We start from the raw sequence: 13,041 nt of genomic DNA, 5'->3' as shown, positions 1-13,041 counted from the left end.
GCCGTGGTCCGAGAGATGGTCGGTTACATTCACGCGCGTATGGTAGTTTTCAATGCGCCGTTTTCTTACAACCTTACGACCTTAGATTTGAAGATCGCTCTCGCGAGTTTTGGTCTGCATCTCTTTGAGCCGTGTCAACTCCGTTTCGCAAGGCTGGGCTGTCTCGGTCAGCTCAGCGCTTCCATGCTTGACAGCCCGTACGTCTTAAGGGCCCCTCCAGCTTTGCTCCGATAAAGCGACGCGAGCGCCAAAGCGGGACCCAATCGCCTCTTTCAATTGGCATTGCCGGAATGCCGGCTATCCTGTAAACGGGCCGCGCACCGTTGCCGGCCGTCTTTGAGCGGTCGCCCGCAGCGGGGCCTGTAGCTCAATGGTTAGAGCCGGCCGCTCATAACGGTCTGGTTGCAGGTTCGAGTCCTGCCGGGCCCACCAGTGAGTTCAAATTGTGCTGTGAGGCCACTTTTAGAACGACTCGATTTGGGCCTTTAGAGCGACTCGATTTCGTTTTAAGAACGACTCGATTTCACATCCTTCTGACGGTGTTGACGAATTTGGCTCCGTTCTTCTCGCCGATCCTTGAGCGCAGAAAAACCGAGGGGGGTCCTTCCGCGCCCGTGTCGGTCCGCGGACTACGGAAGAGTGACTCGATTAGCGGCGACCTACGGCTTTGATGTTGACCGGTCATTCTCTGGAGCAAACTGCGTCGTCAGTCGCTTGAGGTTCGACATCAACTGGTCACGGACCTCGTCCTGGCCCATGCTCCACAGTTCAGCGAGCATCGGTTCGGTTTTCGCCACGTCCCAAGGAAAGAGCGAGCGCCCCTCTGCCTGCGCGAAAGGCCCATCTGACTCGGTCAACATTCGTTCGCGCGGCATTAGTGCAGCCAACCCGCGACCTCGTTCGCCGTTGAGCATGGCCGGACCGACGCTGAACCAGCAACCTTGGTCAATCGCCCGCTGCAGTTCGCGGCGCGATCCCGAAAACCAATGGAGCACGGAGATGCCGGAATCGGGCCGCGAGGCCAGTGCATCGAGGACGGGGCCTGCTGCGCGGCGGCTATGTACCGTCATGATGCGACCGCCGGCCGATCCGCACATTCGCAGGATATTGTCGAACACCCGACACTGCGTGTCCCACGTTGCCTTCAGTTCAGGGCCGCCGTCGAGGCCGATCTCGCCGACGTATCTTGTTCGCGGCAACAAATCTTCAAACAGCGCGAGTTCGCTCCGGCGTTCGTGAGCAAGCTGCGGATGCAGACCGAGCGCGGTGCGAATACGGGAGGCTCCCTCGGCGAGTGCGGCTGTCCCGGTCCAAGCCGACGGCGTAGTCGTCACGGACAGAACGAACAGATTGCGCTCGACGCACTCCTTCGTCGTCGCTTGAGGATCCGGATAGAGGTCGAGATGCGCATGTAGATCGATCACTTAACACCGTATTTCGCATGCAGATGCCCGAGTTCGGCGAGCCCCCGACGTAGCATATCCCGCAGTGCCTCGCGATTCTCGATTCGCGGCCATGACAGTGCGCTCCCAAGCCACTCTTCGAACCCCCCATTTTGTGCGGCGGCCAGAGCCATGCCGACAGAACGAACGTCGTCGAAGCCCGCGTGCTGCTCGTCGTCGCGACCGATATCTTCAAAGACGTACTGGGTCAGATCCGGTTGCCCCCAGGCGAGGAAGGCGGATCTTCGAACTTGGCAAGGTACGCATCGGCCGCAGTGGCTATATTTGAATTTCTGAAATCGACCGCAACTCGTCGAACGCACGGCCAATGTGCGCAGCAACGGCTGATTGTTGCATTCCTTCAGCATCTCTCCCTTCGTCTTGTTGGCGTAGGGAGTGCAGAGCGCCGCCCGGATGCCAGCGGCGTCGAGAAGATCCTGAAACAACGCCAGGAACTGGGGATGCGCCGTTCGTGTGCTCAGGCTTCCGATCCGGCTTCCGGTCAGCGGTGGATTTATCGCGATGAACCCGTTTTCGCAGACATATAGGGGAATGGCCGCTCCCTCCTGATAGGGCGCCAGGGCCGTCGCGACGAGAACTCCGAAGGCGAGAAATATGATCGAACGGGCGCGCTGCGAGGTATCCTTCGGTTTTGGTACGACCGCATTGTCGTTGAGCTGTATGTGTCTCAGACCGCCTGCGATCGCATGCGCGAACTCTTCCTGCTTCTCAGAGTCACCGCGCACGATCTTACTGATGAGGAGGGGCAGCGTGCCGGCAGCAGCGAGGTCAATCGTTCCGATCAGACTGTCGAGGCCGCCCGATAACAGCGCGACGCAATCCTGCGGCGGCCGGACCACACGCGCCGGCTGGGGAGCTGCCGCTCCGCCCGCGATGAAGCGCAAGCTCCATCTGTCGGTCGTCAAGAACGCCAGCGCATCGGCGATCAACGGCGCAACTCCATTCCAGAAGCCCGGTTCGGTCACCGCGATCTCCAGATCGAATTCGCGAGTCCATCCATCCGGACTTTGGGTTCGCAGCCCGGCGGCATCCGCCACCATGACCGAGTTGGAGATGGAAAGGAGATCCCATGCGCGCCTATCGGGAGCAAACCGTTCTTTCCGGACGTCGCCGCGTAAAGCGGCGCCTACGCTCGCTCGACCAGGGACGCCTGCCTGGCCGTACAGCACTACCCTGAGCGTGCCCGCCTCATCGAAGCGGCCGACGTCCGCCGGAGCGCACAACAGCCTCATTCTTCGTATCCTTCGAATACCTCGAACGTATCCCGAAGCGCCGCTTGCACAACGCTCGCAACGCGTCCCGTCGTAAGGGTTCGCCCCTGGTCCCTCAACCGCCGGAAAGCCGCCGCTACGGATTCCGCGATGTACGCCCGCATCTGCTTCAACCGGGACATTGCGACCGTTGCGGTCGGGGCCCGTTCGAGAAGGTGCTTGCCAACGTCGAGTTCGAAGCGCCGGGCGACATCGATGGCGGTGAATTTTTCGATGACGAACTCACGTTCGACGTCCGACAGATTGAGCAGGTCGGCTTCCGGAAACTCCTTCAGCAATTCCGACATTGCGTCGTGCATGGCGGCACGCTCCGCTTCGGCATCCTGAGTTCCGTCGACCGGCCTGACCGCCTCGATGATTGCGGTCGCTATCTCTTCCGTCGACCGCCCGGCCAGTACGGCCGCGTCGATCGGCGCGTCGGCGGCGCCTGAGGCGGTCGAGTAAAGCGTGTAGCCGAGCGAACCAGCGGTTTGTGCAGTGGCACCAAACCTCTGGGTCGCTGGATTCGAACCGCCGTACCCGTTGCGGATATAGTGCCCAAGCCCGCGTCTCAGATCACGCGCGTCACCAGAGCGCGCAAAGTCTCCCAGACTGGCACGGGTGCCGCCGAATCGCTTCTCGGGAGCGATGGGCGACGGCTGCAGCAGCGGCGGCACTGCGGGCGGTGCAGCAGAAACCGGGGGCACTTGGTCCGGAGGCGCGCCGTCGGGCGGTACATCCGGCTGTTCGTTGGGAAGCTCCGGAGGAGGTGGCACCGGATCCTGGGGCGCGGCCGGCGTCCAAGGCGGCACCAACGGGACGCCCGGGCCCGGGCCCCCGCTAGACTGCGACGTTCCCATTCGCCCTCGTCTTGTTGATGGCGTTCTTCACGGGTTTAGAAACGTCGCCCGACGAACCCCACACCTCAAGAAGCGACGCCGCCCAAGGGCGGTCGCTGATCTTCGGCACGATGCTAGGCTGAATCTGCTGGTGAGGGCGCGCCTCGAGGAACGCCGCCAAACGCGGTCCCTGGACCGGATCGGCATCGGCGAGCGCAATGCAGGCCGTAAGTATTTGCGGCGCGCCCCACTCCTGTTCCTTGCGGGCGCGCTCGAGAAGTCGATCCATAATCACTGTGGTTTCGATCCGGGGCACCCGGACCAGGCGGTCCCTCAACCGAGCTGACATTTCCGGATGTTCGAGCATCGCCGCGAGAAGTTCGGCGCCGTCGGAGGACAGGCGATCTTCAGGAGTGATCAGCGGCGCATGCTCGCGGCTGACGTAAAGAGCCCCGCGGAGATCGACGTCATGCAACGGCGGCGAAAGCGCCAGCCATTCGCGCACGAAGTCGCCGGTCCACGGATCCTTCGTCTCCAGGTCGCGACCGGCGGCCGCTGCCTCCTCCCAGTCCTTCAGGAACGCGGGCTTTCCTTCCGCGTCCGTCGTCACATTCTTGACGAGCTCGGCATAGGCTTTGGCGTCGCCGATGCGCTCGAACAGAAGGAGCTTAGCGAGGACCGCCTCATCCACGCCCACACCCTGCGCCTTGGAGATGGTCATGCGGATCGATAGCGCGTTCAGGAAGCGCTTGATCAGGCGGGGATTGCCGACAATTCCGGACGCCGTTGTCATGAGCGAAGACAGCCGCTCGGCAGTGTCGAGTTGCCCGACCAGCGATCCCGGTAAGCCGATGTCAAGCGAGTTGACGAACGCGCGGTCCACCTTCTTGCCCTGCCAAGTGCTCTTCAGTTGACGGATCACGGCGGCGCGAATCTTCTCCTTGTCGGGCTCGGGCAGGTCGCTGTTGTCCACGAATAGCAGCATCATGTATGCGCGGACCTCCTGCGTGCCGAGTTGCGGCACGCGGATCGGAACCTGGATCAGCTTGTCGAAGTAGTTCGTTACCATCAAGTCATTTTCGAAGCCCGCGAAGTGCTTGCGGACTGCGTGCTTGATCATGTCGTTGTCCGCAGCGATGACGAAGGCGGTGTTCTTGAGGAATAGGAAGAGGCGGATGGCTTCGAGCGTCGAGATCGTTGTCTCGGGCAGGCAGCGGTCGAGATCGTCGATCAACACGACAAGCGTGATACCGAGTTCTTCAAGGGTTTGCTCGAGCGTGTCGCGCAGAGCCTGAATTTCCTTCGGAGGAGACGTTTCCTCCTTCGGTTTTAGAAGCTCGCCGCCTTCCTTGACGGCATCGCCGACGGCCTTCTTCGCCGCATCGGCATCGCTCTTCCCGAAGCCCTCGCTCCACATCTTTCTGCCGAGTTCGAAGAACTCGCCGGCGGCCCCGACCGGCGGAACGCCGAAATAGATCGAAGCCGCCGACGTCGTTGCGAGCTTCGCCACCCGCAGCCACTTCACCCGCTTAGCAAGAGCGGCAACCTTTTCGAGCGCTGTCTCGCGGCTTTCGGCCTCGTTCGCAAGCTTGTCCGCAATGACGTCCATTAGGGCGGCGCGCGACGTGGGTCGGGGCCTCGAGCGCCTTGAACGAGTAGTAGTCGCGCCCGTGGAACTGGCGGTCCTTCAGGTGGCGGTTGAGCTCGTTCAGGGTGGACTTGATGCCGGTGAAGGCATCGTCGAGCCGATGGAGAAGGTCGTCCCGGAATGCCGAGGTCATCTCCGTCTCAGCGTTCCGACACTGCTCCGCGTACTGGACCAATTCATGCCCATCCAATCGGTCCTTTTCGGCGACCGCCCACTGCTCGACGGCCGACGGCGTCGCCTCCTCGGCGGTGAACGGCGGCACGAGATAGAAGTCCTGCCCGTGCTTGTTCACGGCGCCCGTCATTTCCCTCATCAGGGTGGAGCGCCGGTTGGTAGAACGGTTTTCACGGTCCGCCGTCAGCCCAGCGATGCGGTCCGACAAGGACTGAGCCGCCATTTCGGCCACCTTCGACCGGTAGTCGCTCATCTCCCTCGATTGCGGGAATCCGTCCAGCAGCTGGCGCGCGCGGGCGCGACGTGCCACCGCCAGGACTTCACGATTGTTCTTCATGTAGTCTTCATACGCGCCCTCGGCCCTGTCTTTCGCGCTGTGTGCCCGGGTCGACGCATCCTGTGTCTCGGTCTTGAGCCGGTTTGCCGTCTTGACCTCCGCGGCTAGGCGCTCCAGATCGGCAACGAGCTTGGGATCGCGATTCCGCTTGGCGTCTTCGATATTTTTGCCGATTTCCGCCAGCTTGCGATCGAAAGCAGCCAATTCCTCGCCGCATCCAAAGCAGGTCAGGCCAGAGTCGCGGATGGCCTGGAATTGCGCGAACATGGCTTCGAACAGCCGTGCCTCATCCTCCGCGCGCCGGACATCTCCCGCCGATCCAGCAAGTTGCTGGAGCAATTGCTGCCGTTCGGCCTGAAGCTGTTGGCGCATCTGCTCCTTCCGACCGTCGACTTGCGCGATTTCGAGCAATCTCTCGTCGAGATTCCCGACGAAGAAGCCTTCGACTTCGTGGTTGGTCTCGTTCACCCTGACCCTAGCCGTAAGCAGGCTGCGCGCAAGCTTCTCCCCGCGGAGTACCATGACCTCTCGAATTCCGCGCTGTTCGACGCCATCGTCGCAATGGCGTTCTGCCTTGCAGATCGCGACGCGCGGTTCAGGGTCAGCGTGAAGTACCTCGCAGGGCTAACACCGGACATGCTCAGCACGACAGGCAGGGCGATCATAGGCGGACAAGCCGGCTTCGATACACTGTGCGAACGGTTGAGACATGTAAACGGCACCCGAGCCGGCCATCACGGCCGCATCAAAGAGCTGGGACATTTGGCTGGGCTTTCGACGTCGGAGTCGCCCCTCGATCCTCAGATCAGGTCGATCTTGCTAGAGAAGATCGAAACGAACATCGCAAATGCCGTCGAGGCGGAGTCTCTTGAAACTCGCTGCCCGTGTGGTCGAGACCACGAGCCGCATTCGCCTTGCGTTCGCCGCGGCATGTCCCGAAGCCGACCTGATCCGCGGCTTGCCCGGCGCGCTGCTGCCGCTCAGTCCTTGACCGGCGGGGCGTCCGCCCCCCGTTCGCCCAACTTATCCCTCAAGCGCGTTGCAAAGTACGGGTCGTCAGGCGGTGAAAAGCCGAAGGCAATCCTGTGCGCCTCGTCAGAGCAGATGTGCGGCCACATCAATCGGACTAGAAAAACGCACTCTCACGAATAGGACGGGCTAAACTGTCACATGTTGTGTCACTCAGCACTCGATTCACGCCCCTTGCTTGACTCGGTTATGAGGGGCCTTCAGTCTGGTTATCGGTAGCGCCGAAAGGCGTATCAAGGGAATACGGTGCGTCCTCACGGACAAGGCCGAAGCTGCCCCCGCAACTGTAAGCGGCGAGCCGACGACAGTTGGGCCATTGGGTTCGTTCGTTCGAACCTGGGAAGGTGGTCGGAGGCGTCAACCCGCGAGCCAGGAAACCTTGCTGCCGGTCGTGGTCATGGACTGACGCAGGGGCGGGGTGCTCCAAGACGTTGCAAAGCCGATCGAGATCTGCCGCATTCGGGGCGAACGGCTGCCGCTCACGGCGAATGTGCGTGACGGCTTTTTGTTTCGCCCGTGGTCATCACCGTTTTCATTTCAAACGTAGTAGCCGTGCCGGCGCGAGTTTCGGCGTCAACTTCAATCCTGCTCAAACAGCGCTGGCTGTCCGGGTCAGCATTGACGCTAGGAATCGTGCTGGCCTCGATCGCCGCAGCGGGATCGGCGTCCGCACAGCCTCCGCAACTGCTCAATCCGTGATTGTCTCCTCGGCCAATCCGTGGGGCAACACCGTCACCGCGGCAGCAGCAGCGGCGCGAGCGCGTACGCCTCTGGTACGTGGCCGCGACCCGGGCGCGCGACCTGCTGATCCTGCCTAGGCACTCCGCCGACCTGTCGGACAAGTGCTGGGCAAAGCTCGTCGATTTGGGCCTGGCTGGTCTCCCGGCGATCAACCCGAACGACGTCGGCACCGCGAAGGAAAGGAACGTCACGCCGCTAGAGAACGGGCAGACCCGCGAGACCTTCGCCGCCGAGGCGACCGCTATCTTCGATGTGCGCAAGACCGTGATCTGGCGTCGCCCGAGCCGGAGGGAACTTGATCAGGTGGACGAGCCAGAAGCGAAGATCGAAAGCGGGGAAATTCCGGAAACCGGCGCTGCGGAGCCTGCTGCCGTTCTCAGAAGTTCGACGCGTGGCACCATCCTTCACAAGCTAATCGAGGAGGTGCTGACCGGAGAAGCCTGCGACGCCAGGGCGGACTTGAAACGCGGGCTGCGGAACTGATCCGGCAGATGGGGCACGAACCGGCGGAGGATCCGAAGATGGGCATCAGCGCCGTCGAACTGACCGCCACGGTGCTGCGGACGCTCGCTCTTCCGGACGTCGTGACGCCGCGACCGCGTCTCGCCCCCGAGCTCCCGTTGTTCGGAAGCCAGACTCACGAAGGCGGCAAGGTCCTGCTCTCCGGACAGGTTGACGCGATCGCGTTCGACGAGGCCGGCGCCATCGACGCGGTCGTCGATTGGAAGAGCGACGTGGCTCCGGATGCGCCGAGCATCGGCCACTACAGACAGCAGATCGCCGACTATCGGAAGCAGACGAACCTAAGCGGGACAGGTCGTCGATGTGACTTGAGCCCCCGCGGCTGCTGCTCAGGATCCAAGCGCCGTCTCTGCCGGCCTGGTCTACCTTGCCGAGCTGCGGTTGCTCACGCTTGGCTGAGATCGAATCTGAAAGTTCTCCGCAGTTTCACGGATTTCGAAATTGATCGGTCCAGGTCGCCCGTCCGGAGTTCGGGCCCACAGGTATGCGGAGCCTTCATCCAGCACGATCGACTCGACCGAGAAGCCTGCACGCTTAACCAATCCGGCGAGATCGTCCGGCGGGATGAGGCCGTAGAAGGAATGGCCCCTAAGCGAGTCCATGAGGAAGCCGTTGCCGTATGGTTGACAATTCGGGAGATTCTGCATCCTTGTAAAATCAGAATTGCGATAGAGCGTCACAAACAAGCAAGTGCCGTTTGGCTTTAGCTTAGCTCTCATCAGTTGAACGATGCCAAGTCTCACGCTTGCCGATGGGATCACAGAAAGAACGTTTATGCAGAAGCCGCGGTCGTATCTCCGGTCATGGGAGGCAAACTGACCCACGGTGAGGGCGTGGACGTGATTTGATTTGCCGACGTAATCGCGGATGGTGGTCGAACGACCGCGGATCATTTGACCCCTTGAAAGCTGCACTTCCGAATCCACCAACGCAAGTTCGCCGGTGGTTTTGGCTATTGCCCGTTCGTAACGCAGTTTGCCGCAGCCAAAGTCGAAGCTGGAATGAATTGGCTCGAGACGCGAGATCAGCTTCTTAAGATAGGCCCAACTCTGTGTTTCCGGCTTGGCTGCGTTTTCGCTCCGGACGATGATATCCTTCCCGATCTTGTACCACATCAGATGGCCGCCTCTGTGAATGCTTGGCGGTTGCCTGCACTTGCCTCGGCATTCCCGGCTATCTGTTGGATCTGGGGATCCGCCCTTCGTTCCAGCAATCCATACCGAAGATGCATAAATAGAAGCGCGGCCATCGAGGCGGTCCAAAAAATGATCAGAAACCAAGCTGCCCTGGCGAAGGCGGATAAGACCGCGAAGCCTGTGAGTATGAAGAGCCACTCCAAGGCAACCCAATATGTGCCAAGCCTCCAATGCGCTTTCGATGTCGTGCTTGTCGACGAGCGGATGTTCGCTTCGGCTGGACGCGTATTTGTAGAACGTCGCTCTCACGAGGGGATGGCGGTCGCGTTTGAGATTTGCCACCTGACGGGCCGACATCTGCGCACCCGACATGACAGCCAGAGGGAGAAGGATGTTAGCGCGGTCGAACCTCGCCCTGATCTTAAATATGTCCGAAATCCGATCATGGAATCGGGTGACCCTGCTGAAGATGAGCACCAGCAAAGCAAGCGCGAAGCCGCCCACGTTCACCTCAGGAGCTTTAATAGCCGTGGCGAATTCCTTGACGCCGGGCAGATGCTCAACTCGCAAGAAAAGACCGTTAATCCAAGGATCGTACCTCACCAGGAACGAGCAGGCTAAGGTCAGCCAGAAATCCGCCAAAGCGTTCTTCTAGAGCATCTCAGAATAGTTCTTCGGCCCGAAGAAGGGCATCAGAACGCGAAGGATCGAATCCATGCCGCCCCCGAGGTTGTTAAGACCGGTCCATAAACGGCTTGATTGAGTCAGAAAAGTAGCCGACGGTCAACGGATAAGGTGATGGCCGAAGGGAGGAAACACCCTCCCTCGGACGCTTCCCGAGTCGAGTAGCGATCCCATATTCAAGGCAAAAAGCGCGCATCTGATTTATGAGGCACGTCCGTTGCGAAATCATCCTATCGCGAACACGATGCAGCGCTTGCAGGTCAATGTGTTCGGGCGACCGTATTTCGACGAAGCGCATTGTTGGTCGCGTCACTGCTTCCGCGATCGCTGCGGCATCGATGATGTCACTTTTGTTGGACTTTACATAAGGCTTGACGAATTGAGCCGGAATAATGCGGACGGTATGCCCCATCGCGGCGATCTTGCGTGCCAACCATTGCGAGCTGGCCTTCCAATTGTAGATCGTCGCTTCGGAGACCCCGTGCTTGCGAGCTAGGTCGGCCGTCTTCGCCCCGGCCTCATGCGCCTTCGACACTGCGATAATCTGCTCTTCCGTGAACCTTGCTCGCTTCATCTGTCCGTCCTTCTTCGGGGCGGACTCTGAATCCTTCTGGAGGAAATGCTCAGTGGCAGGTCACGCCAACGAAAAGAAGCGTTGGTTGCGCAGCCGCGCCAAAATCCATCGCTGCGCGACTTGCACCGCAACTTCGACCTTTGCCTTATCTTTTGGGCGCCGCGGCCGGGCTGCGAGATGGCCGTGCCGTAATGGCTTGCCATCTCGGCATAGGTTCGGTTGAGGCCGGGATCGTGGCGGTCGGGATGTGAGCGGCAAGCCAAGGCCGTCAGTCAGCGTGGCTCATTGGCATAGCGCAGCTCACCTTACCGCCCGCGCGGACTTCACTTCGAAGTCACGGACCAGTTGTTGAAATTGAAGTTCTTTCCCCCCGGGGACGAGGTAATCTCGACGCCGTATTGGACGCTACCGACGTTTATGTCGCCAAAGTACCCCTTCGACTTGATCCACTGCAGGATACTCTTGATGTCCACTGTCCCGCTGTTGGTCTTCGAAGTGCGCAGCAATGAGATGACCTTGTGACCATCGGAGCCTTCGCCTTCAAACACGTTCCAAGTCGCCCCGCCTACATTGACATTGCTGTAGACCGGAATCGCCGCACCGGAAGGGGCATAATGATATGAAATGGGCTTAACGTTGCCGCTCCCGTCCGAGTTTCCGGTGTAGTTTGTCCAGAGCATTATCTCATGTCGGTCTGAGCTGTCCCAGATATCGTAGGCGACATCCCAGGCGCCGCCAGTGGGAACTTCCTGATTGAAGCTCGAGCTCAGAGTGTTGATTGAGCTGAGCGGTTTCCCGATATTGAAAGCCACGTGCGGATAGCTCTTGATGCCAGGAGTATTGGGCTGGTTCGACCACACGCTCCACCGGTTGGCTGCACTCACCGAAATCGTCTGAGGCCCAGGGTGCGGGCCCCATACGTCGTTGTTCCAAGAGTAGCCATCGCGTGAAAAGCTTCCGTATGGAGCGCTCGAACGCCAAATCGGCGTCTGTGCCGACACAGGCCCGGCAGATGATAATGACCGGGCTTCATTCGCGGCCTGCCTAAATAGATCATGATCCTCCTGTGTCCGGACGTAACCCGTTGGAGACCCTTGCGCGCCGGCACCGCTTATCCGATTGGAATCCATAAAGCTCTCCTTTCTGATAACAAAATCTCCTGCAGATCCACTAGCGGGCCCCCTAGTTCAGCATGGGCGGCATCGGCATCTAGAGACCGGGCTTGAATGCTAGGAAGGTTGGCTTTCGAGAAGCTGACGAGCTCGGGAAGAAGGGTGGACCCGCGCCCGGATTTGCCGTCTTTCGGATGACAGCAGCCTGGCTGAGACAGTGGCAACGATTGTCCGTCGTCAGACAATTTGAGACTGATCAGGCTTTTCGAGAAGGGAGGCTCTGGCTCATCAGGGGGCATCGTCAACTTAATCGACCGCCGAGCCGAAGGAGGCGATTCTCAGAGGTCGAGAGTCGGCGATAGCGCTTGTCATGGAGATCTCGCGCCAAGTCGCAAAGGCTCGCTCGCGCGAAGCACGACGGAAGTCGGCGGTGGCGGCGCCGGGATAGGGGATGTGGAAAAGGTTCGCGACCTGATCGTGAACGGACAGAAACCGTTGAGCCTGACGGGACGATTTGAAGCGCGTCATGATCCGCTCGCGTCGCCGCGTCGGCTGATGAGAATTCTCGGCCCGATTGTTGAGAGCTTTGTGCTGGCGATGTTCGACGTGTAAGCCCATCTTCGCCCTCGCAGCGCCGTACGAACGCAGCTTATCCGTGATCATAACGCGCGGCGGCGTGCCGGCGGATTTCAAGAGCTTCTTCATGAGCCGCTGCGCAACGCGCGAGTTTCTTCGGCGCTGGATCAAGACGTCAGGAACGAAGCCATTCTGGTCGACAGCGCGCCAGAGCCAATGTTGTTCGCCCGCGATCGAGATAACGACTTCGTCCAGATGCCATTTGTCACCGCGAGGGGGAGTGCGCTGGCGGATCCGATCGGAGAACGGCTTGCCGAATTTCCGTCCCCACTGGCGCACGGTTTCATAGGTCACGCCAATGCCACGCGCCGCCAGCATTTCCTCGACCATCCGCAAGCTTAAGGGAAGCCGGAAATATAACCAAACGGGATAACTGATCACTTCCGGTGCGATGGCGGCGATAAAGAGGGTCCCGGGCGGTCTGCCGGTCGTCTACCCCTCCGCCGCTCCAATTCGTTAATTTGACGGTACCATTCAATGGACTGTCCCTGTCGAAGGTTGCGGCCGATCTTGCGGCGCACGCCGTCAACGGCTGGCCGCCGGAGGTCATCAACGATTTCGGCAATCTCGGCTTTGTCCGACCTGCTGGCATCGTGTTTCTCAGCAACTTATTCGCATGGATGAGCGCTCATCAAACCAAAATCACGCTCACCAACCTCAGGGGCAAACGCCGTCAGGTTTCTGGACGACTCCCTGTTCTTCGAGCAGCATTGCGGCGCAAAGTTTCGCCCGGATGCCTCACCACGGTCGACAACGCGACCACTGATGAGGATCGCTCATCAGCGATTGCCATGGCTGGCTGGAACACAACCTTGCTCCTTGGCTGGCTGCGCGCCTGTCGATCTCTCCCGCGAGCGGCGTGTACAACCGGCCGGTAGCCGCCATGCCCATCTGAT

At 60.4% G+C, this 13,041-nt stretch carries 10 protein-coding genes, 1 tRNA gene, 4 pseudogenes and 1 riboswitch; of the genes and pseudogenes, 4 read left to right on the top strand and 11 right to left on the bottom strand.

What is annotated here, in order from left to right; genetic code table 11:
• The first annotated feature begins 356 nt into the window (after nucleotides 1-356).
• Nucleotides 357-432 (top strand) — tRNA-Ile (locus tag ABIA42_RS00390).
• Between the two features lie 227 nt (nucleotides 433-659).
• Here the strand turns inward: ABIA42_RS00390 and qatD are convergent.
• From qatD to ABIA42_RS00365, 5 genes are all read right to left on the bottom strand, one after another.
• A complete protein-coding gene (gene qatD, locus ABIA42_RS00385; RefSeq protein WP_014498022.1) occupies nucleotides 660-1,424 on the bottom strand; it encodes a Qat anti-phage system TatD family nuclease QatD in 765 nt (254 codons plus the stop codon).
• Nucleotides 1,421-2,695 carry a Qat anti-phage system QueC-like protein QatC gene (qatC, locus tag ABIA42_RS00380; RefSeq protein WP_014498023.1) on the bottom strand — a complete coding sequence of 425 codons (1,275 nt, stop codon included), beginning with the start codon at nucleotides 2,693-2,695 and terminating at the stop codon, nucleotides 1,421-1,423. Before qatC ends, qatD begins: the two co-directional genes overlap by 4 nt.
• Nucleotides 2,692-3,390: a Qat anti-phage system associated protein QatB gene (gene qatB, locus ABIA42_RS00375; protein WP_224517554.1), complete on the bottom strand. Its 699-nt coding sequence runs from the start codon at nucleotides 3,388-3,390 to the stop codon at nucleotides 2,692-2,694. Before qatB ends, qatC begins: the two co-directional genes overlap by 4 nt.
• A 163-nt stretch (nucleotides 3,391-3,553) precedes the next feature.
• On the bottom strand, nucleotides 3,554-5,161 hold the full coding sequence (locus tag ABIA42_RS00370) for a P-loop NTPase fold protein (RefSeq protein ID WP_099421827.1): 1,608 nt from the start codon (nucleotides 5,159-5,161) through the stop codon (nucleotides 3,554-3,556).
• Nucleotides 5,082-6,179 (bottom strand): hypothetical protein, encoded by a 1,098-nt coding sequence (locus tag ABIA42_RS00365; protein ID WP_231088544.1) that lies wholly within the window; start codon nucleotides 6,177-6,179, stop codon nucleotides 5,082-5,084. The genes ABIA42_RS00370 and ABIA42_RS00365 overlap by 80 nt, the downstream gene beginning before the upstream one ends.
• A 400-nt stretch (nucleotides 6,180-6,579) precedes the next feature.
• Between ABIA42_RS00365 and ABIA42_RS00360 the strand changes: the two genes are divergently transcribed.
• Nucleotides 6,580-6,702 carry a transposase gene (locus ABIA42_RS00360; RefSeq protein ID WP_038937273.1) on the top strand — a complete coding sequence of 41 codons (123 nt, stop codon included), beginning with the start codon at nucleotides 6,580-6,582 and terminating at the stop codon, nucleotides 6,700-6,702.
• 237 nt (nucleotides 6,703-6,939) lie between these two features.
• Nucleotides 6,940-7,142, top strand: a riboswitch (cobalamin riboswitch).
• 375 nt (nucleotides 7,143-7,517) lie between these two features.
• Nucleotides 7,518-7,964: a transposase gene (locus ABIA42_RS00355; protein ID WP_304500583.1), complete on the top strand. Its 447-nt coding sequence runs from the start codon at nucleotides 7,518-7,520 to the stop codon at nucleotides 7,962-7,964.
• Between the two features lie 401 nt (nucleotides 7,965-8,365).
• On the opposite strand, the gene ABIA42_RS00350 is transcribed toward ABIA42_RS00355, so the two are convergent.
• From ABIA42_RS00350 to ABIA42_RS00325, 6 genes and pseudogenes are all read right to left on the bottom strand, one after another.
• A complete protein-coding gene (locus ABIA42_RS00350) occupies nucleotides 8,366-9,781 on the bottom strand; it encodes a hypothetical protein (protein WP_231088545.1) in 1,416 nt (471 codons plus the stop codon).
• Between the two features lie 193 nt (nucleotides 9,782-9,974).
• Nucleotides 9,975-10,265: pseudogene (locus ABIA42_RS00345) on the bottom strand (transposase); the annotation flags it as partial.
• 57 nt (nucleotides 10,266-10,322) lie between these two features.
• Nucleotides 10,323-10,397, bottom strand: a pseudogene (locus ABIA42_RS00340) (hypothetical protein); the annotation flags it as partial.
• Nucleotides 10,398-10,460: 63 nt separating this feature from the next.
• Nucleotides 10,461-10,639 (bottom strand): annotated as a pseudogene (locus ABIA42_RS00335) (IS21 family transposase); the annotation flags it as partial.
• An 81-nt stretch (nucleotides 10,640-10,720) separates the two neighbouring features.
• The gene (locus ABIA42_RS00330) at nucleotides 10,721-11,527 is read right to left on the bottom strand and encodes a hypothetical protein (protein WP_011084471.1); all 807 of its coding nucleotides are present in this window, start codon (nucleotides 11,525-11,527) and stop codon (nucleotides 10,721-10,723) included.
• A gap of 288 nt (nucleotides 11,528-11,815) precedes the next feature.
• Nucleotides 11,816-12,623 (bottom strand): annotated as a pseudogene (locus tag ABIA42_RS00325) (IS6 family transposase).
• Here ABIA42_RS00325 and ABIA42_RS00320 point away from each other — a divergent pair.
• Nucleotides 12,607-13,023, top strand: coding sequence for a hypothetical protein (locus ABIA42_RS00320; protein ID WP_162473611.1), 417 nt, complete (start codon nucleotides 12,607-12,609; stop codon nucleotides 13,021-13,023). The pseudogene ABIA42_RS00325 and the gene ABIA42_RS00320 sit on opposite strands and share 17 nt — an antisense overlap.
• Nucleotides 13,024-13,041 lie beyond the last annotated feature (18 nt).

Source organism: Bradyrhizobium sp. USDA 327 (assembly GCF_041262065.1).
Classification (GTDB): Bacteria; Pseudomonadota; Alphaproteobacteria; order Rhizobiales; family Xanthobacteraceae; genus Bradyrhizobium; species Bradyrhizobium liaoningense.
This window is presented reverse-complemented; position numbering and strand designations above follow the sequence as displayed.